Source organism: Nocardiopsis synnemataformans (genome assembly GCF_965343085.1).
In the GTDB taxonomy this organism is placed as follows: Bacteria; Actinomycetota; Actinomycetes; order Streptosporangiales; family Streptosporangiaceae; genus Nocardiopsis; species Nocardiopsis alborubida.
Window position 1 is genome coordinate 94,648 of the sequence record NZ_CBDRFA010000015.1, and the last position, 20,643, is coordinate 115,290.

The 20,643-nt window shown below is 71.7% G+C and carries 18 protein-coding genes and 1 pseudogene; 7 read left to right on the forward strand and 12 right to left on the reverse strand.

The genetic code is table 11. The annotated features are described in order from the left end of the window. Nucleotides 1-67 precede the first annotated feature (67 nt). Nucleotides 68-511, reverse strand: coding sequence for a peptide-methionine (R)-S-oxide reductase MsrB (gene msrB, locus ACSIH6_RS11365; protein WP_150252570.1), 444 nt, complete (start codon nucleotides 509-511; stop codon nucleotides 68-70). A gap of 205 nt (nucleotides 512-716) precedes the next feature. Here msrB and ACSIH6_RS11370 point away from each other — a divergent pair, with 205 nt between their 5' ends. Beyond that, entirely contained in the window at nucleotides 717-1,148 is a 432-nt protein-coding gene (locus ACSIH6_RS11370) for a hypothetical protein (RefSeq protein ID WP_435108208.1), read from the forward strand. 137 nt (nucleotides 1,149-1,285) lie between these two features. Here the strand turns inward: ACSIH6_RS11370 and ACSIH6_RS11375 are convergent, their stop codons facing one another. The 10 genes and pseudogenes from ACSIH6_RS11375 to ACSIH6_RS11420 form a co-directional block, all read right to left on the reverse strand. Continuing rightward, nucleotides 1,286-2,071 carry a GntR family transcriptional regulator gene (locus ACSIH6_RS11375; RefSeq protein ID WP_435108209.1) on the reverse strand — a complete coding sequence of 262 codons (786 nt, stop codon included), beginning with the start codon at nucleotides 2,069-2,071 and terminating at the stop codon, nucleotides 1,286-1,288. 174 nt (nucleotides 2,072-2,245) lie between these two features. After that, nucleotides 2,246-3,052: a dihydrofolate reductase family protein gene (locus tag ACSIH6_RS11380; protein WP_435108210.1), complete on the reverse strand. Its 807-nt coding sequence runs from the start codon at nucleotides 3,050-3,052 to the stop codon at nucleotides 2,246-2,248. A 209-nt stretch (nucleotides 3,053-3,261) separates the two neighbouring features. Then, nucleotides 3,262-5,424, reverse strand: coding sequence for a glycogen debranching protein GlgX (gene glgX / locus ACSIH6_RS11385; protein ID WP_150252567.1), 2,163 nt, complete (start codon nucleotides 5,422-5,424; stop codon nucleotides 3,262-3,264). A gap of 283 nt (nucleotides 5,425-5,707) precedes the next feature. Beyond that, complete coding sequence (locus tag ACSIH6_RS11390; protein ID WP_435108211.1) at nucleotides 5,708-7,339, reverse strand: acyl-CoA dehydrogenase family protein; 1,632 nt, start codon at nucleotides 7,337-7,339, stop codon at nucleotides 5,708-5,710. A 149-nt stretch (nucleotides 7,340-7,488) separates the two neighbouring features. Continuing rightward, nucleotides 7,489-8,150, reverse strand: a pseudogene (locus ACSIH6_RS11395) (pyridoxine/pyridoxamine 5'-phosphate oxidase). Nucleotides 8,151-8,563: 413 nt separating this feature from the next. Beyond that, on the reverse strand, nucleotides 8,564-9,355 hold the full coding sequence (locus ACSIH6_RS11400; protein WP_435108212.1) for a sirohydrochlorin chelatase: 792 nt from the start codon (nucleotides 9,353-9,355) through the stop codon (nucleotides 8,564-8,566). 100 nt (nucleotides 9,356-9,455) lie between these two features. Further along, entirely contained in the window at nucleotides 9,456-10,160 is a 705-nt protein-coding gene (locus tag ACSIH6_RS11405) for a phosphoadenylyl-sulfate reductase (RefSeq protein WP_435108213.1), read from the reverse strand. Nucleotides 10,161-10,551: 391 nt separating this feature from the next. Beyond that, nucleotides 10,552-10,758 carry a hypothetical protein gene (locus ACSIH6_RS11410; RefSeq protein ID WP_013153834.1) on the reverse strand — a complete coding sequence of 69 codons (207 nt, stop codon included), beginning with the start codon at nucleotides 10,756-10,758 and terminating at the stop codon, nucleotides 10,552-10,554. 128 nt (nucleotides 10,759-10,886) lie between these two features. Next, nucleotides 10,887-12,581 (reverse strand): nitrite/sulfite reductase, encoded by a 1,695-nt coding sequence (locus ACSIH6_RS11415; protein WP_435108214.1) that lies wholly within the window; start codon nucleotides 12,579-12,581, stop codon nucleotides 10,887-10,889. 178 nt (nucleotides 12,582-12,759) lie between these two features. Beyond that, the gene (locus ACSIH6_RS11420; RefSeq protein ID WP_017564358.1) at nucleotides 12,760-12,849 is read right to left on the reverse strand and encodes a putative leader peptide; all 90 of its coding nucleotides are present in this window, start codon (nucleotides 12,847-12,849) and stop codon (nucleotides 12,760-12,762) included. 128 nt (nucleotides 12,850-12,977) lie between these two features. On the opposite strand from ACSIH6_RS11420, the gene ACSIH6_RS11425 reads away from it, so the two are divergent. From ACSIH6_RS11425 to ACSIH6_RS11445, 5 genes are all read left to right on the forward strand, one after another. Beyond that, nucleotides 12,978-13,988, forward strand: coding sequence for a YihY/virulence factor BrkB family protein (locus ACSIH6_RS11425; RefSeq protein ID WP_435108215.1), 1,011 nt, complete (start codon nucleotides 12,978-12,980; stop codon nucleotides 13,986-13,988). Nucleotides 13,989-14,134: 146 nt separating this feature from the next. Further along, nucleotides 14,135-14,608, forward strand: a complete 474-nt coding sequence (locus ACSIH6_RS11430) for a hypothetical protein (RefSeq protein WP_435108216.1) — start codon at nucleotides 14,135-14,137, stop codon at nucleotides 14,606-14,608. Continuing rightward, nucleotides 14,605-15,378: a hypothetical protein gene (locus tag ACSIH6_RS11435; protein WP_435108217.1), complete on the forward strand. Its 774-nt coding sequence runs from the start codon at nucleotides 14,605-14,607 to the stop codon at nucleotides 15,376-15,378. Before ACSIH6_RS11430 ends, ACSIH6_RS11435 begins: the two co-directional genes overlap by 4 nt. Nucleotides 15,379-15,771: 393 nt before the next feature. Beyond that, nucleotides 15,772-17,271, forward strand: coding sequence for a hypothetical protein (locus ACSIH6_RS11440; RefSeq protein WP_435108218.1), 1,500 nt, complete (start codon nucleotides 15,772-15,774; stop codon nucleotides 17,269-17,271). Nucleotides 17,272-17,300: 29 nt separating this feature from the next. Then, nucleotides 17,301-18,194 (forward strand): hypothetical protein, encoded by an 894-nt coding sequence (locus ACSIH6_RS11445; RefSeq protein ID WP_435108219.1) that lies wholly within the window; start codon nucleotides 17,301-17,303, stop codon nucleotides 18,192-18,194. A 149-nt stretch (nucleotides 18,195-18,343) separates the two neighbouring features. On the opposite strand, the gene ACSIH6_RS11450 is transcribed toward ACSIH6_RS11445, so the two are convergent. After that, nucleotides 18,344-19,540 carry an MFS transporter gene (locus ACSIH6_RS11450; RefSeq protein ID WP_435108220.1) on the reverse strand — a complete coding sequence of 399 codons (1,197 nt, stop codon included), beginning with the start codon at nucleotides 19,538-19,540 and terminating at the stop codon, nucleotides 18,344-18,346. Nucleotides 19,541-20,011: 471 nt separating this feature from the next. On the opposite strand from ACSIH6_RS11450, the gene ACSIH6_RS11455 reads away from it, so the two are divergent. Then, on the forward strand, nucleotides 20,012-20,572 hold the full coding sequence (locus ACSIH6_RS11455) for a GNAT family N-acetyltransferase (protein WP_435108221.1): 561 nt from the start codon (nucleotides 20,012-20,014) through the stop codon (nucleotides 20,570-20,572). Nucleotides 20,573-20,643: the final 71 nt, after the last annotated feature.

Genomic DNA, 20,643 nt, shown 5'->3' on the forward strand with positions numbered 1-20,643 from the left:
CGCGGGTGCGCGCCGCCGTCCTCGGGCGGTCCCGGTCCCGCCGTCCGACACCAGGATCGTACGGCACCTACTCGGTCGGCTCCAGGGTGAGGGCGACGGAGTTGATGCAGTACCGGTCGTCGGTGGGGGTGGCGTACCCCTCGCCGTGGAAGACGTGGCCCAGGTGCGAGTCGCACGCGGCGCACCGCACCTCGGTGCGCACCGCGCCCAGGGAGCGGTCCTCGTGCAGGGTCACCGCGTCGGAGTCGGCCGGGTCGTAGAAGCTGGGCCATCCGCAGTGGGACTCGAACTTCTCGCCGGAACGGAAGAGCTCGGCGCCGCAGCCGCGGCAGCGGTAGACCCCGGCGGCCGTGGTGTCCACGTACTCCCCGGTCCACGGGCGCTCGGTGGCGGCCTGGCGCAGTACCGCGTACTCCTGGGAGTTGAGCCGTTCGCGCCATTCCTGGTCGGTCCGGGGGATGTCCTTGGGCCCGCTGCCGTTGTCCTGGGCCTGGTCCGCTGAGTCAGCCATGGGACGACGCTACCCCGAATCGGATCCGGATGCCGCCTCAGCACCCTTCGTGGCGCAAACACTCCCATATGACATTTGGGACAGGGAAACAGTCCCAAAGGGCCAGATCCTCCTAACTTCGGCTTACGCGACGTTCGGTAGCCAAAGGGGCGGGTACGGCTGTAACCAGGGTCAGTGGTCGAACGGTGCACTTGAGGCAGGTGACATGGCTGTTACAACTCAACAGGCACTCGGAGTGAGCAGACGACCGCTGCGCGTGGGCAGGATCCGATACGGACTGTGGTGGCTCGACCAGAACACCACGGGCGCGCGGTCCCTCGTGAGGACCGTCGCCGACGGAGCGGCCACCACGGGTCGTGAGCTGCGCTGGGCCGCCGAGCTCAGCGTCCGCTCCACGGTCGTGCGGGTCGGCCGCACCCGGCCCGGACCCTGGAGCGAACGCACGCTGCTGCTCGCCGCCACGGCCGTCGCCGTGTGCGCGCTGGCGGTCGCGCTCGTCCTGGGGTTCGGCATGGCGCGGTGGGCCATGACCGCGTCGGACTCCCTGCCCTTCGCCGCCGCCGGGGCACTGGCGGTGGGACTGGTTCTCCTGCCGTTGGCGTACCTGGTGTTCGCCTCCAAGCGAGGCGGTCGCTGAAGTCGGTCCGAGAGGGGGGAGGGGTGCCCGGGACGGCGTCCCTCCCCCCCCCGCTTTCGGGGTGTCGGGGGCGTGCGGTGCGGTTCCCGGGGCGGGGGAGACCGCGCGAGCGGGATGGGGCGGGGGCGGAGGCCGGCTCAGGCGCCGAAGTCGTAGCGCAGCACGTACGCCGAGCCGTCCATGGTGATCTCGTTGAACTCCACCGGCCGGTGGTCGGCGGTCAGCGCGGTGCGCGCCACCTCCAGCACCGGGGTGCCGGGGGCCAGCTCCAGCACCTCGCTCTCCTCGGGAGTGGGCATGCGCACCCGGATCTCCTCGGTGAAGTGCGCCGGGGCGTGCCCCAGTTCGGCCAGGCGCGCGTAGATGCCTCCCGGCCCGCTGTCGTACTCCCGCACGCGCCGGGCCGACGGCTCCCCGCCGTCCCCCAGCACGGCCAGGGGCAGGTGCGAGACGGCCTGCTGCACCGGACGCCCGTCCACGAGGTAACGGCGCGAGCGCCGCAGCACCCCGACCCCCTCGGCCAGGCCCAGCGCGCGCGCCACGTGCGCGGCGGACACCGACTCCTCCACGCGCAGGCTGTCCACCTCGTACTCCCGGTCCTCGCTGTCGACCTGCCAGATCGCGCGCCCGCTGCCCCACAGGTCCTGGGACAGCCGTCGGGCGCCGTGTCTTCGCAGGGGCCGGAACAGGCGGACGTAGATGCCCGAGCCGCGCACGGCCACGGCCAGGCCCTCGTTGATCAGTACGGAGAGCGCCTGCCTCGCGGTGGCCCGTGCGACGCCGTGGCGTTCCATGAGGGTGTTCTCCCCGGGCAGGCGGTCGCCGTCGGCGTACCGTCCGGAGCGGATCTGTTCGCGTAGTTCCTCGGCTATCCCGCGATAGACCGGAGGGGATCCGTTTTCGGACGTCGGCACCACGTTCATCCTCTCGGCCGGGGGGCCAAGCCGGTAAGCCCCGTCAATGCGGTGTGTCCTGTGTCCAGCAGCGGTGTTTCCAGTGGAGGGCACACCTCGGGTATGTCCGGTTGCGGGATGGTTCATGCGTGGTTGTGGGGCGGCCGAAACCGAGCGGTTACCCGTGTGTCCTCCGCAGACGCCCTATTCCCTGACGTAACGCGCGAACAGGCTCCCCTCCGCTTCCAACAGGTGCGCCATCCGCACGGGCGTGCTCTGCGCGGAGGTGTGCTCCGGGGCCCCGGGGGCGCCCGGTCCCCCCGCCACGATGCGCGGCGGCCCCGACCCCAGCAGGTGCGGGCTCAGGGTCAGGCACAGCTCGTCCAGAAGCCCCGCCGCCACGAACTCCGCCAGCAGGTGCGGGCCGCCCTCGGTCAGCACGCGGTGCAGTCCGCGCTCGGCCAGAGCGTCCACCACGTGCGCGGGCGTCACCGAGGCCCCCTCGACCACCACGAGGTCGGCGCGTTCGGCCACCTCGCGGCGCCGCCGCGCGGCGGCGCCGTCCGTGGTGAACACCAGGGTGCGCGCGTCCGGCGGCGCTTCGGTGAGCAGGTCGGCGGGCAGGTCGAGGGAGCGGGAGACCACCGCCACGGCCGGTGTCCGGGGTCGTCCCTCGCGCAGCCCCTCCCACGCCCTGCGGACGCGGACCGGCCCGTACCCCTCCACGCGCGCCGTGGCGGCGCCCACCAGCACCACGTCGCACAGGGCGCGCAGCGCGCCCATGATCTGGCGGTCGGGCGCCGAGGACAGGTCCCTGCTGCGCCCCGAGGGGCCCACGGCGCCGCCGTCGGCGCTGGCCACCATGTTGGCGCGCACCCAGGGGCGGTCCAGGCCGGCGGGGTAGGCGTAGGCGTCGGCCGGGTCCGCGTCCGCGCCGCCCGGGACGGGCAGCAGCTGCCGGAACGCGATGGGGGCGGCGGGGGCGTCCGCGCCGGTGTGTGTACTCGACATGGTCACACAGCGTAGGCGGTGGCCCAGGGCATGCCGAGAAGGGGGAGCCCAAGCCCCCCTGCCCAGCCTTTTTCCTCCAGCATCTCCAACGCGTCGTGCCACCGCCAGAGCCGACGTCGTCCTGTGGACAACCGGGGCACCGCGTGCGCGGCGACGGGCCCCGGACGCTCCCGTCAGAGGGAGCGTCCGGGGCCCGCGTGCCCGGTTCCTCAGGACCGGGAGGACGACGTGTGCTTGTGCGACACCCGGCGCAGCAGCAGCAGCGCCCGGTCGATGACCCGCACCGGACCGGAGGCCGCCACGAACGGCCGTCCGTCCACGTCGGGCTCGGCGGTGTCCAGCACGGTCTCCCAGGCCATGCCGTACTCGGTGCCCGGAACGGTGAAGTCCACCGTCTCCGGGCCGCTGTTGAGCAGCAGCAGGAACGAACTGTCCCGGATCCGCCGACCGCGCGGATCCGGTTCGGTGATGGCGTCCCCGTTGAGGAACACGCCCAGGGCCTGGCCCGTGGAGTTCCAGTCGTCGCCGGACATCTTCCTGCCGTTCGGGCGCAGCCACACGATGTCGGGCAGGCCCTTCTTCCCGGCCTTGGCGCCGCCCACCGGACTGCCCCGGAAGAACCGGCGGCGCCGGAACACCGGGTGGTCGCGGCGCAGTCGCGCCAGTCCGCGCACGTAGTCCAGAAGGTCGTTGTCGGGCTCCTCGTCCTCGCCGAGCCCGGCGCCCTTCCAGTCGATCCAGGCGATCTCGTTGTCCTGGCAGTAGGCGTTGTTGTTGCCGTTCTGGGTGCGTCCCACCTCGTCGCCGTGGGAGAGCATCACCACCCCCTGCGACAGGTACAGGGTGGTGAGGAAGTTGCGCACCTGGCGGCGGCGCAGCGTGATGATCGCGGGGTCCTCGGTGGGCCCCTCCACGCCGTGGTTCCAGGACCGGTTGTCGTCGGTGCCGTCGCGGTTGTCCTCGCCGTTGGCCTCGTTGTGCTTGTGGTCGTACGACACCAGGTCGGCCAGAGTGAAGCCGTCGTGGCAGGTGATGAAGTTGATGGAGGCCACCGGTCGGCGGCCGTCGTCCTGGTACAGGTCGCTGGACCCGGCCAGGCGCGAGGCCAGCTCGCCCACCACGGGCTCGCCCCTCCAGTAGTCGCGCACGGTGTCGCGGTACTTGCCGTTCCACTCGGTCCACAGCGGCGGGAAGTTGCCCACCTGGTAGCCGCCCGGGCCCACGTCCCAGGGTTCGGCGATCAGCTTGACCTGCGAGATCACCGGGTCCTGCTGGACGATGTCGAAGAACGTGCTCAGCCGGTCCACGTCGTGGAACTCGCGGGCCAGGGCCGAGGCGAGGTCGAAGCGGAACCCGTCCACGTGCATCTCCAGGACCCAGTAGCGCAGCGAGTCCATGATCAGCTGCAACGAGTGTGGATGGCGTACGTTCAGGCTGTTGCCGCAGCCGGTGTAGTCGAGGTAGTAGCGCTGGTCCTCGTCGCTGACCCGGTAGTAGCTGAGGTTGTCGATGCCGCGCAGCGACAGCGTGGGCCCCATGTGGTCGCCCTCGGCGGTGTGGTTGTACACCACGTCGAGCAGCACCTCGATGCCCGCCTCGTGCAGCGACTTGACCATCGCCTTGAACTCCTGGACCTGCTGCCCGCGCGAGCCGCGCGCCGCGTAGCCGCTGTGCGGGGCCAGGAAGGCCAGGGTGTTGTACCCCCAGTAGTTGGTCAGTCCCCGGGCCACCATGGCGTGCTCGGGCACGAAGTGGTGCACGGGCATGAGCTCGACCGCCGTCACCCCCAGCGAGGTGAGGTAGTCGATCATCACCGGGTGGGCCAGCCCCGAGTAGGTGCCGCGCTGGTGTTCGGGGATGCCCGGGTGGCGCATGGTGAGCCCGCGTACGTGCGTCTCGTAGATCACCGTGCGGTGGTAGGGCGTACGCGGTCTGGACTCGTTGCCCCAGTCGAAGAACGGGCTGACCACCACGCACTTGGGCACGTAGGGCGCGCTGTCCTTGGTGTTCCTGCGCTCCGGTGCGGCGAAGTGGTAGCTGAACAGGGATTCGTGCCAGGTGAGGTTGCCGTTCAGCGCCTTCGCGTAGGGGTCGGTGAGCAGTTTGTTCGGATTGCACCGCAGCCCCTGCTCCGGGGCGTAGGGCCCGTGAACGCGGTACCCGTACTGCTGTCCCGGTCCGACACCGGGAAGGTAACCGTGCCATACGAAACCGTCGTACTCGGTCAGCTGTATACGCGTCTCCTCGCCGTCGTCGTCGAACAGACACAGGTCCACCCGTTCGGCGGCCTCGGAGAACAGGGAGAAATTGGTGCCGGACCCGTCGTAGGTCGCACCGAGCGGATAGGAACTACCTGGCCAGACTTCCACCATAGGCGTCGTCAGTCTCTTGGATTCGGGGCCTTCGGGAGGGGTGGCTCGGGCCCGCGCGCCTCCGGCCGTTCCTGAAGGGTTACCGCGGTCCCGCTCCCCGTCCGAAAGCAGGCGGTCGTGTTTTGTGACGACTTCTTTGTTCCGCTCCGGACGCCGAAGTATGCCGACCTGGCCGATGATCATTCATCGGCCGCCCCTCTTAGGGGTTTTTGTTGGAATTATCAGGGTTAAGAGTGGTAAACGGGATTTGTGAGGTCAAGAAATGGTGTCCGCGCCCCCGACCTCACCGGCTCGGGCGGGCCCGGTCCAGGATGAGCTCGGTGTCCACACCCCTGGGCAGGGTGCCGAACACGTGCCCCCACTCACCCCCCAGACGTGAGGCGGTGAACGCCTCGGCGACCGGGGTGGGCGCGTGGCGCAGCAGCACCGACGCCTGTAGGACCAGCGCCATCAGCTCCACCACCGACCGCGCCCGGTACTGTGCCTCCTCCGGGTCGCCCAGGACCTGCTCCAACCGCCTGACCGCCGCGTCGTAGTGGTCGTCCACGCCCGCGGCGGTGCGCAGTTCGGCCAGGAACGCCTCCAGCGACTCGGGACCGCGGCCCATCGCGCGCAGCACGTCCAGCGCCGCCACGTTGCCAGAGCCCTCCCAGACGGAGTTGAGCGGGGAGTCCCGGAACAGCCGGGGCATCCCCGACTCCTCCACGTAACCGTTTCCGCCCAGGCACTCCAGCGCCTCGGCGACGTGCGCGGGCTGGCGCTTGGTCACCCAGAACTTGCCCACGGCCACCCCCAGGCGGCGGAAGGCCGTCTCGGACTCGTCCCCGCGCACCGCGCGGTCCACGGCACCGGCCAGACGGGTCATCAGCGCCGTCGCCGCCTCCGACTCCAGTGCCAGATCGGCGAGCACGTTGCGCATCAGCGGCTGCTCGACCAGCACCCCGCCGAAGGCGCTGCGGTGCTCGGCGTGGTGCAGGGCGTGCACCACCGCGGCGCGCATGCCCGCGGCCGAGCCGATCACGCAGTCCAGCCGGGTGCTGTTGACCATCTCGATGATGGTGGGCACGCCCCTGCCGGGTTCGCCTACCAGGTGGGCGACGGCGCCGTCGTACTCCAGCTCCGCCGACGCGTTGGAGCGGTTGCCCAGCTTGTCCTTGAGCCGCTGGATGTGCAGCGCGTTGCGGCCGCCGTCCTCCAGCACCCGGGGCACCAGGAAACAGCTCAGCCCCTCGGGCGCCTGCGCCAGCGTGAGGAAGAAGTCGCTCATCGGCGCCGAGGTGAACCACTTGTGCCCGGTCAGCACGTGGTGCCCCTCTGCGGTGGGGAGCGCGCGGGTGGTGTTGGCGCGCACGTCCGAGCCGCCCTGCTTCTCGGTCATCGACATGCCCGCGAGGAGCCCGCGCTTGGTGTGCGGCGCCCGCAGCCCGAAGTCGTAGACGGGCGCGGTGAGCAGCGGCTCGTACCGCCGCGCCAGTTCGGGGGAGTGGCGCAGGGCCGGGACAGCCGCGTAGGTCATCGAGACCGGGCACCCGTGGCCCGCCTCGGGCTGGGACCACAGGAAGAACTTGGCGGCACGGGCCACGTGCGCGCCCGGGCGCCCGTCCGCCCACGGCGCGGCGTGCATGCCGTGCTCCACCGCCTGGTCCATGAGCACGTGGTAGGCGGGCTGGTAGTCGACCTCGTCCACCCGGTGGCCGTAGCGGTCGTGGGTGCGCAGCACCGGCGGGTAGGCGTTGGCGGACTCGCCCCAGGCGCGGACCCGCTCCGACCCGGCCGCGTCGCCGACCTCGCGCACCTCGGCCTCGGCCCATCCGGCGTCCTCGCGCCGCAGACCCTCCAGGAGCGCGGGGTCCTCCGCCGCCGCGTAGTCGCCGAGCGGGGGCGCCTGGTTGAACACCTCGTGTGTGGGGGGCACGGCGGCCACCTCTTTCCGTTGCTGGTCGCGGGTGGTCGGAGTGCGGGAATCCTATCCTCGGACGGGACACCGAACAGAACCGGGTTCGGTCGCGCCCGGCCCCCGGACCGGTGACGACGCGCCCTTCCCGCTGCGGCGCTCCCGCCGGGTCACGGCCAGAGCAGGCCGCGCTCCCAGGACGCGCCCGCTCCCGGGCGGGTGTAGCGCAGGCGCGTGTGGCGGCGGTCCCGGTCGGCCTGCCAGAACTCCACCTCGGCCGGACGGACCAGGTACAGGCCCCAGTCCTCGGGAACCAGCTCCGGATCGCGCTCCAGCCTCTCCCGACTCTCCCGTGCCACGCGGTCGACGTCCGCGAGCTCGTCCAGGGGCTCGCTCTGTCTGCCGTGCAGACCGGCCACCCGCGACTCCAGCGGCCGGGCCAGGTAGTCGGCGGCGCACCGCTCCCGGTCGGCCAGCTCCGCCCGTCCGCGCACCCGCACCTGGCGGCCCTGCCCGATCCAGTGGAACAGCAGCGCCACCGCCGGGTTCCGGGCCAGCTCCCGCCCCTTGCGCGAGCCGGTCGTGGTGGCGAACCACCAGCCCTCGGGAGTGAAGTCCTTCATGATGACCACCCGGGCCGACGGAGCCCCCGCCTCGTCCACGGTCGTGACCGTCATCGCGTGCGGCTCGGGCACCCCGGCCTCGACCGCCCCGAGAACCACTCCAGGAACAGCTCCGCCGGGTCCTCGGGCGCCGCCCCGGGATCGAACTCCGGCAGCACCCCGGAGAACACCGGCAGCCCCCGCAGCAGGTCCCGGACACCGCTCCGCACCACACCCCGCCCCTCCGAACCCCGTCCCTCCGAACCCCGTCCCTCCGACACGGCCACCCCCACGATTCCTCGGTCGATCGGCGCCCGTTCGCGACGCCTGCCTTCGATTCTTCTGGGCCGCGGTCGCGCGGACAAGCCACTTCTCGCGGTTGTGGACAACCGCGGGCGCCCTTCTCCGGGAGCACGGTCTCAGGGGACACGGCGTCAGTGGTACGGCTTCGGGGGCACTGCTCCAGGGGGCACGGCCTCGGGGGACGACGCGAACTGGCGGCCCGTCCAGCGGACCGCCCGTTCGCCTCCGTCTCGTCCGTCCCGTCCATCCCGTCCGCCCGCGCACCCTCACGGCACGGACGCCGGACGCCGGACACCGCGGCCGCCAGCGCTCCCGCCGCGGCCGGACGGCGCCCCGCGCCTCAGCGGGAGCTGGTCACGTGCCGTGCCGCCACCGCGGCGTCGTAGCGGTCCAGCACCACCCTGGCCATCTCGGGTACGTCCCCCAGCGCCTCGGACACCGCGCACGCGCCCGCCTCCAACGACCGGGCGCGCACCCGGTCGGCGAAGAACCCCGGCGCCAGCAGGTAGGTGGCCACGGCCACCCGCGACGCCCCCCGCTCGCGCAGGGCGGCCACCGCCTCCCCCGGGCCGGGGGAGGCCGCGGACGCGTAGGCGGCCACGACCTCACGCCAGGGGCCGCGCCCGGCCAGCTCGGCGGCCACCGCGGCCACGGTCGCGTTCGCCCCGGGGTCGCTGGAACCGGCCGAGGCCAGCACCAGGGCCGTACCGGGGTCGGGGCGCGCCCCCGCCTCGCCCAGGCGCCGCTCCACCGCCTCCGACAGCAGCGGGTGCGGGCCCAGGGTGTCGGCGTAGCGCACCCGCAGCCACGGGCTGCGCTCGCGCGCGTCCGCCAGCACCTTCGGCAGGTCCACCTTGCTGTGGTAGGCCGCCGTCAGCAGCGTCGGCAGTACCACCGCCTCACCCGCCCCGCGCGAGGCCAACTCCTCCAGCGCGTCCCGCGCGGAGGGCGCCACGTGGTCCAGGTAGGACACGCGCACGTCGAGCCCCGGCCGCAGCGCCCGCACCCGGTCGAACACCGCCGACACGGCCCGCGCCGACCTCGGGTCCGCGCTGCCGTGCGCCACCGCCAGCAGGGGCACGTCCCCGTCCCGGCCTCCGCCGCTCCGCGCCCCGGCTCCGCCCACCGTCATGGTCACCCTCCTCGTCGCTTCCGAGCACCGCCGCCCCCGGCCCCACCCGACTCCGGCGGAGCCGCGGCCGGGCCACGAGGCCCGGCCGCCGCGTACGCACTCACACGTGGATTCCGCACTCGGTCTTGCCCGTGCCGGACCACCGGCCGCTGCGCGGGTCCTCTCCCGGGGCCACCCGCCGCGTGCACGGCTCGCAGCCGATCGAGGGGTAGCCGTCGTACTGGAGCGGGTTCACGATGACCCCGTTCTCGGCCATGTAGGTGTCCACCTCGTCCTGGGTCCACCGGGCGATCGGGTTCACCTTGGTCATCCGCCGACGCCGGTCCCACTGCACGACCGGGGTGTCGCGGCGGGTCGCCGAGTCCTCCCTGCGCAGGCCGGTCAGCCAGGCGGCGTAGGGCTCCAGGGCCCGCTGGAGGGGCTCCACCTTGCGCAGGTGGCAGCAGATGCCGGGGTCGCGCCCGTGCAGGCGCGGGCCCAGGACCAGGTCCTGTTCGGCCACCGTGCGGGTGGGCTCGACGTTGATGAGGTTGATGTCGTACACGGAGGCCACGGCGTCACGCGTGCCGATGGTCTCGGGGAAGTGGTAGCCGGTGTCGAGGAAGATGACGTCGATCCCCGGCGCCGCTTTGGAGACCAGGTCGACCATGAGCGCGTCGGCCATGGAGGAGGTCATGCACAGCTGGTCGCCGAAGGTCTCGGCGGCCCAGGAGACGATCTCCGGGGCGGAGGCCTCCTCCAGCTCGCGCGCGGCCCGCTCTGCGAGCTCGGGACCGCCCAGGGGAGTGATGGTGGTGGAGTTCATCTGAATCCTTCCGAGGAAACTCTGGTCTTCAGGCCAGGGAGGAATCGGACTCCTGCGGAGCAGGACGGGAAACGGCGATTCGCCCCCAGAGCGGACCGCCGCCCACCACAATCGCCAAACCCGCGAACCAACGCTGGAGCCGGTGCTAGCCTGACCTGCGTCGGCTCGGACGAGAACCAAGTCCGGGTCGGCCTACCGCCGGGCTGGCGGAAAGTGATGTCGGGCCCCCGCTGTGTGATCCTGGCGAAGCCCACACAGTAGGGGCGGGAGCTGGTGTAAGACCGATGGGCGGTACCCCGTCCTCCGCCGTTAGTTCGGGTCGGCAACCGGCTACGAAGCAGAAAGCTCAACCCGCGAGGGAAGAATCTTCCTGCTTCAGCTGGGAGAGAAGTCAAGAGTTCCCTTCCGTCGGTCTGGAGGGGGCGCCCCCCGCGGAGAAGGACGCGGAGCGCAACCCGACGTACTTGACCCGAAACACCCGGGCACAGGACAGGCAGGCCCAGGGGTAGCCCTCTCCCTTGACGGCGGCGCCCTCCTCCGGCACGAGGTCCTCGTCGCCGCAGTAGGGGCAGTAGTGGGGCGCGGCCCTCTCGGACATGGCGCACCTCTTCCTCTCGCTCGGGTCTGTCAGGTCGTTTCGCGGCCGTGGGCCGGGCCGGTCCGTACGCGGACCGGCCCGGTGCCGCGGCCGGGGGCGGCCGCGGCGGCCCCGACCGCACGGACGAACTACTTCAGGTCGGCGTCCTCGGCCCGGCCGACCCAGGAGGCGAACGACTCGCCGTCCTCCTTCTGGTCCTGGAACCGGCGCACCACCCGCTCGACGTAGTCGGGCAGTTCGTCGGCGGTGGCCTTCAGCCCGCGGATCTTCTTGCCGAAGGACTGGGTCAGCCCCATACCGCCGCCCAGGTGGATCTGGTAGCCCTCCACCTGCTCGCCCTCGGAGTTCATGACGAGCTGGCCCTTGAGGCCGATGTCGGCGACCTGGATGCGCGCGCACGAGTTCGGGCAGCCGTTGACGTTGATGGTCAGCGGCTCGTCGAAGTCGGGCAGCCGCTTCTCCAGCTCGTCGATCAGGGAGGCCGCGCGGTCCTTGGTCTCCACGATCGCCAGCTTGCAGAACTCGATGCCGGTGCAGGCCATCGTCTGGCGGCGGAACACGCTCGGGTTGACCTGGAGCCCCTCCGCCTCCAGGGCGGAGGTGATCGAGGCGATCCGGTCCTCCGCCACGTCCAGGATGACCAGCTTCTGGTCGGCGGTGGTGCGGACGCGGTCCGAACCGTGCTCCTCGGCGATGTCGGCGACGCGCAGCAGCGCGTTGCCCGACACCCGGCCCACCTTGGGCGCGAAGCCCACGTAGAACTTCCCGTCCTTCTGGCGGTGCACGCCCACGTGGTCGCGGCGCAGGCCCGAGTCCAGTTCGAGGGCGGGGCCGTCGGGCAGGGCGTAGCCCAGGTACTCCTTCTCCAGGACGTCACGGAACTTCTCCGCGCCCCAGTCCTTGATGAGGAACTTGATCCGGGCGCGGGTGCGCAGGCGCCGGTAGCCGTAGTCGCGGAAGATCCCGCAGACCCCGGCCCACACCTCGCTCACCTGGTCCGGGCGCACGAACGCGCCCAGGCGCTGGGCGAACATCGGGTTGGTGGACAGGCCGCCGCCGACGAACAGGTCGTAGCCCGCCTCGCCCGCCTCGTCGCGCACGCCCGCGAACGCCACGTCGTTGATCTCGTGGTTGACGCAGTGCACCGTGCACCCCGACACCGAGGTCTTGAACTTGCGCGGCAGGTTGGAGTACAGCTCGCTGCCGATGTGGTCCTCGTAGATCTCGCGGATCGCGGGACCGGCGTCGATGACCTCCTCCTCGGCGATCCCGGCCAGCGGACAGCCCAGGATGACACGCGGGGTGTCGCCGCAGGCCTCTGTGGTGGACAGGCCCACCGACTCCAGCTTCTCCCAGATCGCCGGGACGTCCTCCACCCGGATCCAGTGGTACTGGACGTTCTGGCGGTCGGTGATGTCGGCGGTGTCGCGCCCGTAGTCGCGGGAGATCTCACCGACCGCGCGCAGCTGCGCGACCGTCAGCTGCCCCCCGTCGATGCGCACCCGCAGCATGAAGTAGCGGTCGTCGAGCTCCTCGGGTTCCAGGACGGCCGTCTTGCCGCCGTCGATGCCCGGGGCGCGCTGGGTGTACAGACCGAACCAGCGGAACCGTCCGCGCAGGTCGGCGGGGTCGATCGAGTCGAACCCGCCCTTGGAGTAGATGTTGATGATCCGATCGCGGACGTTGAGCCCGTCGTCGTTCTTCTTGTTCTCCTCGTTCTTGTTCAACGGCTCGTGGTAGCCGAGGGCCCACTGGCCCTCGCCACGGCGGCGCGGCTTGGCCGCGGTCGCTGTCCTGCCGGGCTGCGCGGAAGAGGGAGGCATCGCGGGTGTCTCCGATGAGGTGTCGCGGGGTGCTCACAGCCCCGGCGCCCGCACCGCATGCCCGCGTCGCCGCACATCGTCGTGCTGGCGATCGGGTGGGATCCGCGTGTGGGATAAGGAGAAGAGGCAGGACGCCGGTGCCGCGCGCACCCCTGGGGTGCGTCAAAGGGCGGTGAGGTTAACCGACGCTGCAACAGATGGCGCTGCCGACCCGCAGGAAGTCCACGTGGCGGCGCACGTAGAGCATGGGGTCCAGGGCAGCGATCATGTAATGAGAATGTCACGGGCGTCGACGCTTTGTCCAGACGGGGTCTGACCGCCCCTGAGTGAGTCACGTCACTCGCCCCGTGCGCCCGTGGCGCGGGGCGGTCTGCCGGGACCGCTAACGTTTCCTCCGTGGTGGGTTTCTGGGAGCGGCTGTGGTACGCCGTGGACGGGTGGCTGAGACGCCATGCCCGCCTGCGCAACGGGACGCTCCTCGTCCTGCGCACGGTCCGGGCCTTCGCCCGAGACCGGGTCGTCGGGTTGGCCGCCGAGTCGGCCTTCTTCACCCTCATCTCGCTGCCCGCGCTCATGCTGGGCCTCCTGGGCGCCCTGGGCCCGCTGACCGTCGTGCTCGGCGAGGACTTCGTTGAGGAGATCCGGCTGTGGATCCTGGACCTGACCGCGCGGGTGCTGACCCCGGACACGGTGGACAGCGTGGTCGAGCCGCTCGTGGACGACTTCCTCGGGGGAGTACCGGGCGGAGTCCTGTCGGTGACGTTCCTGGTGTCGCTGTGGTCGGGGTCGCGGGCGATGAACGTCTTCATCCGCTCGATCACGATCTCCTACGGCCTGGACGAACTGCGCGGCTGGGTGCGCCAGCGTGTTCTGGCCTTCGTCGCCTACCTGGGCGGGCTGCTGTTCGCCATCCTCCTGCTGCCGGTCCTGGTGGCCGGGCCGGACCTGATCAACCGCCTGCTGCCCATGACCGTGGGGCGGCTCAACCTGTTCTACTGGCCGACCGTCGCACTGCTCGCCATCGCCGCGGTCACCCTGCTCTACGCCCTGAGCGTGCCGGTGCGCACCCCGCTGTGGCGCCACCTGCCGGGGGCGCTGCTGGCCGCCCTGGTGCTGATCCTGGGCTCGGTCGCCCTGCGCGTCTACCTGGACGCCTCCTTCGGACAGGTGACCATCTACGGCTCCCTGGCCGCGCCGATCGCCATCCTGGCCTGGCTGTTCGTGATGGCGATCGCCGTGCTGGTGGGCTCGTCCTTCAACGCCGAGATCGACGCGATGTGGCCCATGCCGCGCACCGCCGCCGCCCGGGCGAAGATCGCCAACCGGGACTTCGAGCGGGCCAACCGGCTCGTCCAGCGCCGGGAGCAGGCGGTCATCGACGCGATCGTGGAGAGCAACGGGCACTGACCGGTTCCGGTCGGCGGCCACACTTCGGTGTCCGAAAAGACCGGAAAGTCCTGTCCCGCCGGTAGTTTTGTTGTGCCGTCGGGCGGGAGGCCGCGATCCCGCCGCACCCGAGCCCGGACGGCGCCGCCCGTGAGAGGCCGTCCCCCATGACCGTTCCCCCACCGGACATCGTTCCCCCGCCGGACGAGGGTGACCGGGACTCCGTGCCCGTCACCGTCGAGACCGTGCTCGGCGGCTCGAAGACCATGTTCTACGCCTCGTTCGGCCTGCCCATACTGATGCTCACGCACACCCTGCGCATGTACCTGAGGAGCGGCAGCGAGATCTACTTCGGGATTTTCGTCATGATGCTGTCGGTCCTGGTCCTGATACCCCTCATATCCCTGCGCTCCCTTCCGGGGATGATCGAACGGCGGCGGCATCCGACCAGGTCGCCGCTGATGGAGATCATCATGCTGAGCATGTTGTGGGCCGCTGGCGTGCTCTTCCTCCTCGTCGGCGTCTGGGACCTCCGCGCCGGGGCCCTTCCGTTGCCGCTGCTGGCGCTCCACCTGGTCGTCCTCGTCCCCCCGGCCCTCGGCACGGAGGCCTTCGTGCACGAACGGCGGTGGCGGTCGTGAGGGCGTCCTTCCTGCTGCTCCAGGAGGCGACACTCGGCCTGACAGCGTGTGCTCTGATCGCCGGATGGGTCGGGATCACCGGCAATCCCGTTCCGGTGGCCGCCGGGATCTTCCTCGCGCTCCTGCTGTTCTTCCCGGTCGCGCTTGTGGCGGATGCCAATCCGGAACTGACCTCCGGCGAGCTCCACCGGGTGGAGAACTCCCGGCACCTTTTCCGTATGACGCGTCTGTGGTGGTTCGTGGTCGCCTTCCACGCGCTGTTCGCGCTGTTCTCGGTCGCCTCCAACACCGCGTGGACACTGGTACCGCTGCTCCTGGTCTCCTTCGCCGCCTTCGCGCTCTCCCTCGTCGTACGAAGGCGTGAGCGACGGGAACTGCGCGAGGCGCGCGCCCAGACCGAACTCACCGGCCCCAAGGTCATCGGTATCCGGAGCCCCGAGCAGGTGCCGCCGGGCTGGAGTCGGGTGCTGGTCCACCGGATCGACCGCGGGGTGTTCGACATGCTCGTCGACTACCGGATCCTCGTGGACGGCGACCGGGTCGGCACGCTCGGCCCCGGCCAGACCCTCGTGCTCGGCCTTCCGCCGGGGCCGCACAGCGTCCAGGGCAGCCTCGGCAGACTCACCAACGTCCCCGTCCCCTTCACGGCGGAACCCGACGCCGCAGTCCACTTCACGGTCGAACCGGCCAGTCCGAACCGCCGTGCCAACGCCGACCGGCGTTCGCGCCCCAGCGAGTACTTCCGCCTCGTCCGAGTCCCGCCCTGGTGAGTCGTTGACCTGCTACGCGTGTGGCCGGTGGGAACCAGGTGGCCAGATCCGGCCATTTTCGGTGTGAACTAAATATCTTCCCCAGGTGTCCACTCCATGGTGATGGCGGTGCCCACAGCACTAGCCACATCCCATGTTCGGATAATTCTCCAGGTCACGGAGGGGAGGGCGGGACAACTGCCTTAGGTACGCCGGGCCGTGCGCGCCGCGTTGACGCATGGCCGGAATAGGCGAGACGAGCGACGATCAGTATGATCTCGTGCAGCACTGACTACGCGTGCGTCGGCACCACCTCCAGGTAGTCCCAGGCCGCGAACCACCGTCATCGCTGACCTAGGTCCCCGTACCCCCGTACACGAACAGGTCCACGTTCCCCATGCCTTCGGAGGCACCATGAGCCGGGAGTCCCACCCGGGGCAGTCCCGGCCCACCGCCGTCATCGTCATCGCGCCCGACGAACGCAGCGCCGAGATCCTCGTCGAGGGGCACCGCCAGGTCGTCACGGGTCAGGCGCCCAAGGAGACGCGGCGCGCCGCGCTGGACGTCGCCACCGGCTACGCCGCCAGAATCGGTCAGCCAGTCCTCATCGACGCCCGCGACGCCAACGGCTACTGGCGCCTGGTCGCCACGCCCACGGGCGTGGTGCAGGCAGCCGACCAGGTCGTGCCCGGCCGCGAGCCGACGCCGCCGCCTCCTCCTCCCGCTCCGGTCGGTCCTCCCGCCAGCGGTCCCGAGACCGGCGCCCAGCCTGGGACCAAGGCCAAGGCCAAGACGAAGAAGAGGGGCGGCCGGACCCTCGTCATCGTGGGCGCCGCCGTGCTCGCCCTGGTGCTGCTCGCCGGTGCGGGCGCCGCCGCCTGGCGCTTCCTGCCCGGCCTCGGCGGGGGCCCCGGGGGCGATGTCGCCGCCGACGTGACCACCCTCAACCACCCCGCGCCGCCCCACTTCTCCACGACCGTCGACTTCAGCGCGCGGATCGCCCCGGGCAGCCAGCCGGGCGTCAGCCGCCAGGGCGACCTGCTCGCCTACGTCGACCCCGAGCAGCGACTCAACCTGCTCGACGCCGACGGCGAGAGCCTGTGGTCGGTCGACCTGCCCGTGGAGTCCGGCGAGGCCCTCGGCGAACTCCGGTTCGTGGAGTACGGCGGCGAGGGCGCCGTGGTCATGGAGACCGCCGGAACCCTGTGGTTCTGGCCCGTCGCGGGCGGCGAACCCACCGGCGTGGACCTCCCCGAGAACGCCTCCGTGCAGTACGTGGGCGGCTCCGTGCTCGTGCGCACCGAAAGTGAGGCCTTCGTCCCGGTCGGCGCGGAGCTTGAGCCGGTCCTGGTTCCTGAGGGCTCCGCGCCCATGCTGGCCGACGGGGAGAACGTCCTCGCCGCCGTCGTCAACGGTCCCTGGACCTGGGTCAGCCCCGACGACAACCCCGTGCAGGTCACCGCCCAGCGGCCGGACGACGCTGGCGAGATGGAGGCCGTGCTCACCGCCCTGCGCGAGTACGTCATCATCCGCTGGGAGCCTCTCCGTGGCGAGGGCGCTGTCCTGGCCTTCCACGACACCCAGGACGGCAGCGTCGTCGGCAGCGCCCAGATCGACCCCGCCGACCTGGAGGACGTGCGCCACCGTTCGGAGGCCGTCGGCCCCCGCGTGGTCGCCTACGGGCCCGCGGTGATGAACCCCGAGAACGGCCGGACCGCCGTGGTCCCCGGCCTCAAGCCCCAGATCGCGGTGGGCTCCCTCGTCTTCGGTCAGATCGACGACGCCCCGGTGGCCGTCGACGCCGAGGGCAGGGTCGAGGAGGCCGCGGCGGAGTCCGTCCCGCCCATCGGCCTGCTCGGTGAGCGGGCCGTCGTGGTCCACGAGGACCACCTCTATGCCATCCCCTCTGAATAGATCAGTACACGAGAAGAGAAAGGAGTGGGATGACCCCCAAGAAGCGTGTTTTCACCGTGACCGCGGCTGGCCTGTTCATGGCCGGTTTCTCCGCGGGGCCGGCGTTCGCTGACACCCTGGACGCGACCGCGCTCGAGGCTGCCCCCCAGGCCGCCGAGAACACGGTCGTCGACCTTCCGCTCGAGGAAGTGGTCCACACCACCGCTGAGATCCTCCCGCTGGATCTCCCCGGTGACGGTGACGACGGCGGCGACCCCGGTCCCGGCCCCGTGGACCCCGGCCCCGTGGACCCCGGCCCCGTGGACCCCGGCCCCGTGGACCCGGGCCCGGGTGACGGTGGTGGTGACGACGGCGGCGACCCCGGCCCCGGTGACCCGGGTGACGGTGGCGGTGACGACGGCGGCGACCCCGGTGACGGCGGTGGCGACGACGGTAACCCCCCCGGTGACGGCGGCGGCGACCCCGGTGACGGCGGCGGTGACCCCGGTGACGGTGGCGGTGACGACGGCGGCGGTGACCCCGGTGACGGTGGCGGTGACGACGGCGGCGGTGACCCCGGTGACGGTGGCGGTGACGACGGCGGCGGTGACCCCGGTGACGGTGGCGGTGACGACGGCGGTGGCGACCCCGGTGACGGTGGTGGCGACGACGGCGGCACGCCCCCTGGTGACGGCGACGGCGGCGGCGACCCCGGCGACGGCGACGAGATCCAGGCCCCCGGTACCACCGCCCCCGGTGGTTCCGCCCCCGAGGCCGCCGCTCCGGTGAGCGAGGGCAACGGCGACGGCGACGACGACGGTGACGAGACCCTCGCCACCACCGGCGTCGACATGCAGGGCTTCGTGCTCGGCGGCGCCGTGGTGACGGGCATCGGCGCTCTGGCCCTGTGGGCCGGGGCCCGCCGTCCGGCTCCGATCGCCTAACGGCATCACCCCGCCGCACGGCCTCTGTGGCCGCGCGGCAACGAGGGCCCCCGACCCGACGGTCGGGGGCCCTTCACGTGCGCGGGGAGGAAACCGCGCCGCCCCGGCGGGGACTGTCCCGGCGGGGCGGCGTCGCGGTCCTCAGGCCCTCACGTGCGCGGACGCAGGGCGAAGGCGAGCAGGAAGGCGCCCACGCCCGCCCCCGCGATCACCCACAGCGCGTTCCCCAGGCTGGAGGAGTCGGCGAGGAAGCCCACCAGCGGGGGGAAGGCCAGGAAGCCCGCGCGGCCCAGCCACCCGACGACGGTGATCCCGTCCCCGGTGCGCACGCCCGGCACGTTCCCCGCCGCCGCCAGGGTCAGCGGGAAGAGCGTGGACACGCCCAGCCCCATCACCCCGAAGCCGATGACCGTGGCCACCGGGTGCGGTACCAGCAGGGCGAACGCGATTCCGCCGCCCGCCAGGAGCCCGCACGCGCGTCCCACGGCGGCCGCGCCGAACCGGTCGGTCACCCGGTCGCCGGCCAGCCGACCCAGCGTCATCATCGCCTGGCAGGCCACGAACGGCATCGCCGCCAGGAACAGCGACGCCTCCAGTTCCGAGGTCATGTACACCGCGCCCCAGGAGGCGGCGGAGTCCTCGATGCCGCCGGCGAACATCAGCAGCACGCTGAGCCCCACCAGGAGCAGCACGGCCCGTCCGGGCACGCGCAGGCGCCGCCCGCTCCCCGCGTCGGTGCCGTCCTCGCGCTCGCTGCTCTCCGGGCCGGGCAGCAGCATCCGGCTCACCGCCAGGTTCACGCACAGCAGCAGCGCGGCCACTCCGCCCAGGTGCCACAGGATGGGCACTCCGGTACCGGCCATGGCTGCGCCCAGAAGGCCTCCGGCCACCGCGGCCAGGCTCCACAGCGCGTGGAAGGTGTTGATGATGCTGCGTCTGTAGCGCCGCTGGACGCGCAGCCCGTGTGAGTTCTGCGCCGAGTCGGTCCAGGCGTCCGCGCTGCCCAGCACGAACAGCGCCGCCGCCAACATCCACCAGTTCTGCGCCAGCGCGATGAATGGGAGCGCTCCCAAAGAGATGAGGCTGGTTCCCACCGCCGTCCGGCCGCTGCCGAACCAGTGGATCAGCGGGCCCGCCAGCATTCCGGTCAGGATCGCGCCTGTCGGCATCGCCGCGATCGCCAGACCCAGTTCCGCGTTGCTCAACCCCAGCTGGGACTTGAGCACCGGGAGCCACGGAACGGCGTTGGTGTAGGTGAAGCCGTTGACGAAGAAGAGGGTGGAGACCGCGACCCTGGCCCTGCGGGCCTCCGGTGGAGGGGACTCGGTTCTGGTCTGGACGTTCACGGCGGCTCCCAGGACGGCTTTCGGTGCGTGCAGATGTTATCGAGTCCGGTCATCGGATGGCAGGTCTTCTCGGTGGCCCCGAACGGGCGGGCGGACCTGTTCCATCGCCCGTGCGGAGGGTCGCCGTCGCGGAGCCGTCGTCCACGGTGGTACCGGCACGGCGGGTCCGGCCGGGCCCTTCTTGCCTTCGGCTGGAAGAGGAAGTCAAATAGAGGTCCTGCTCCGTCACCGGGCAGGCCCCTGACCGCCCTCGACAGGACCCGCCCCGATCCGACCGGACCTCCGAACGCCACCACCTCCGCCCGTCACCGCCCCGCCCCGCTCGGACCCTCGTCCGCCACCGTCTCCAGGGCCCAGGCCCGAGGCCCCGCCCGGCGGCCCGCTCCCGCGCAGGGCGTCCCAGCCCGCTGTCCGCCGTCTCCCCACGCCGGGAACCGTGTCCGCACGGCCCGGACGGAACCGGAAGAGCCCATGATCAACACGAGCGCGCTGCGAGAGAAGCCCACACTCACCGGGAAGAGCGTACGTCTGGCGCCCCTGGCGGCCGAGCACACCGACGCCTACTTCGCCGCCAGCCTCGACGAGGAGGTCCGCAGACTCACCGGCACCCACCGCCGCATCACCTACGCGCAGGCCAGGGAGTGGTGCGAGAGCCGGGCCGGTCGCACCGACCGCCTGGACCTGGCCATCACCGCGCCCAAGGACGGGCGCTACCTGGGCGAGCTGTCGGTCTACGCCGTCGCGCCCGAGAACGAGAGCGCCGGGTACCGCATCGCCCTGTCCGCGATCGAGTTCACCGGCCAGGGCCTGGGGAGGGAGGCCACCCAGCTCGTGCTGGAGTACGCCTTCGAGCGCATCGGCCTGCACCGCGTCTGGCTGTACGTCTACGCCTTCAACATGAGGGCGATCGCCGTCTACCGCTCCTGCGGCTTCGCCGTGGAGGGACGGCTGCGCGACTCCCTGCTGTGGGAGGGGCGCCGCCACGACGCCCTGCTGATGGCCGTGTTCAGGAACGGCTTCCGCCGCACCTGAGGGACGGGTTTTGCTCGGGTTCGGGGTTGGAACCGCCGTGTCGGGGGGTATCTCGGTACCACTTTCCAGCG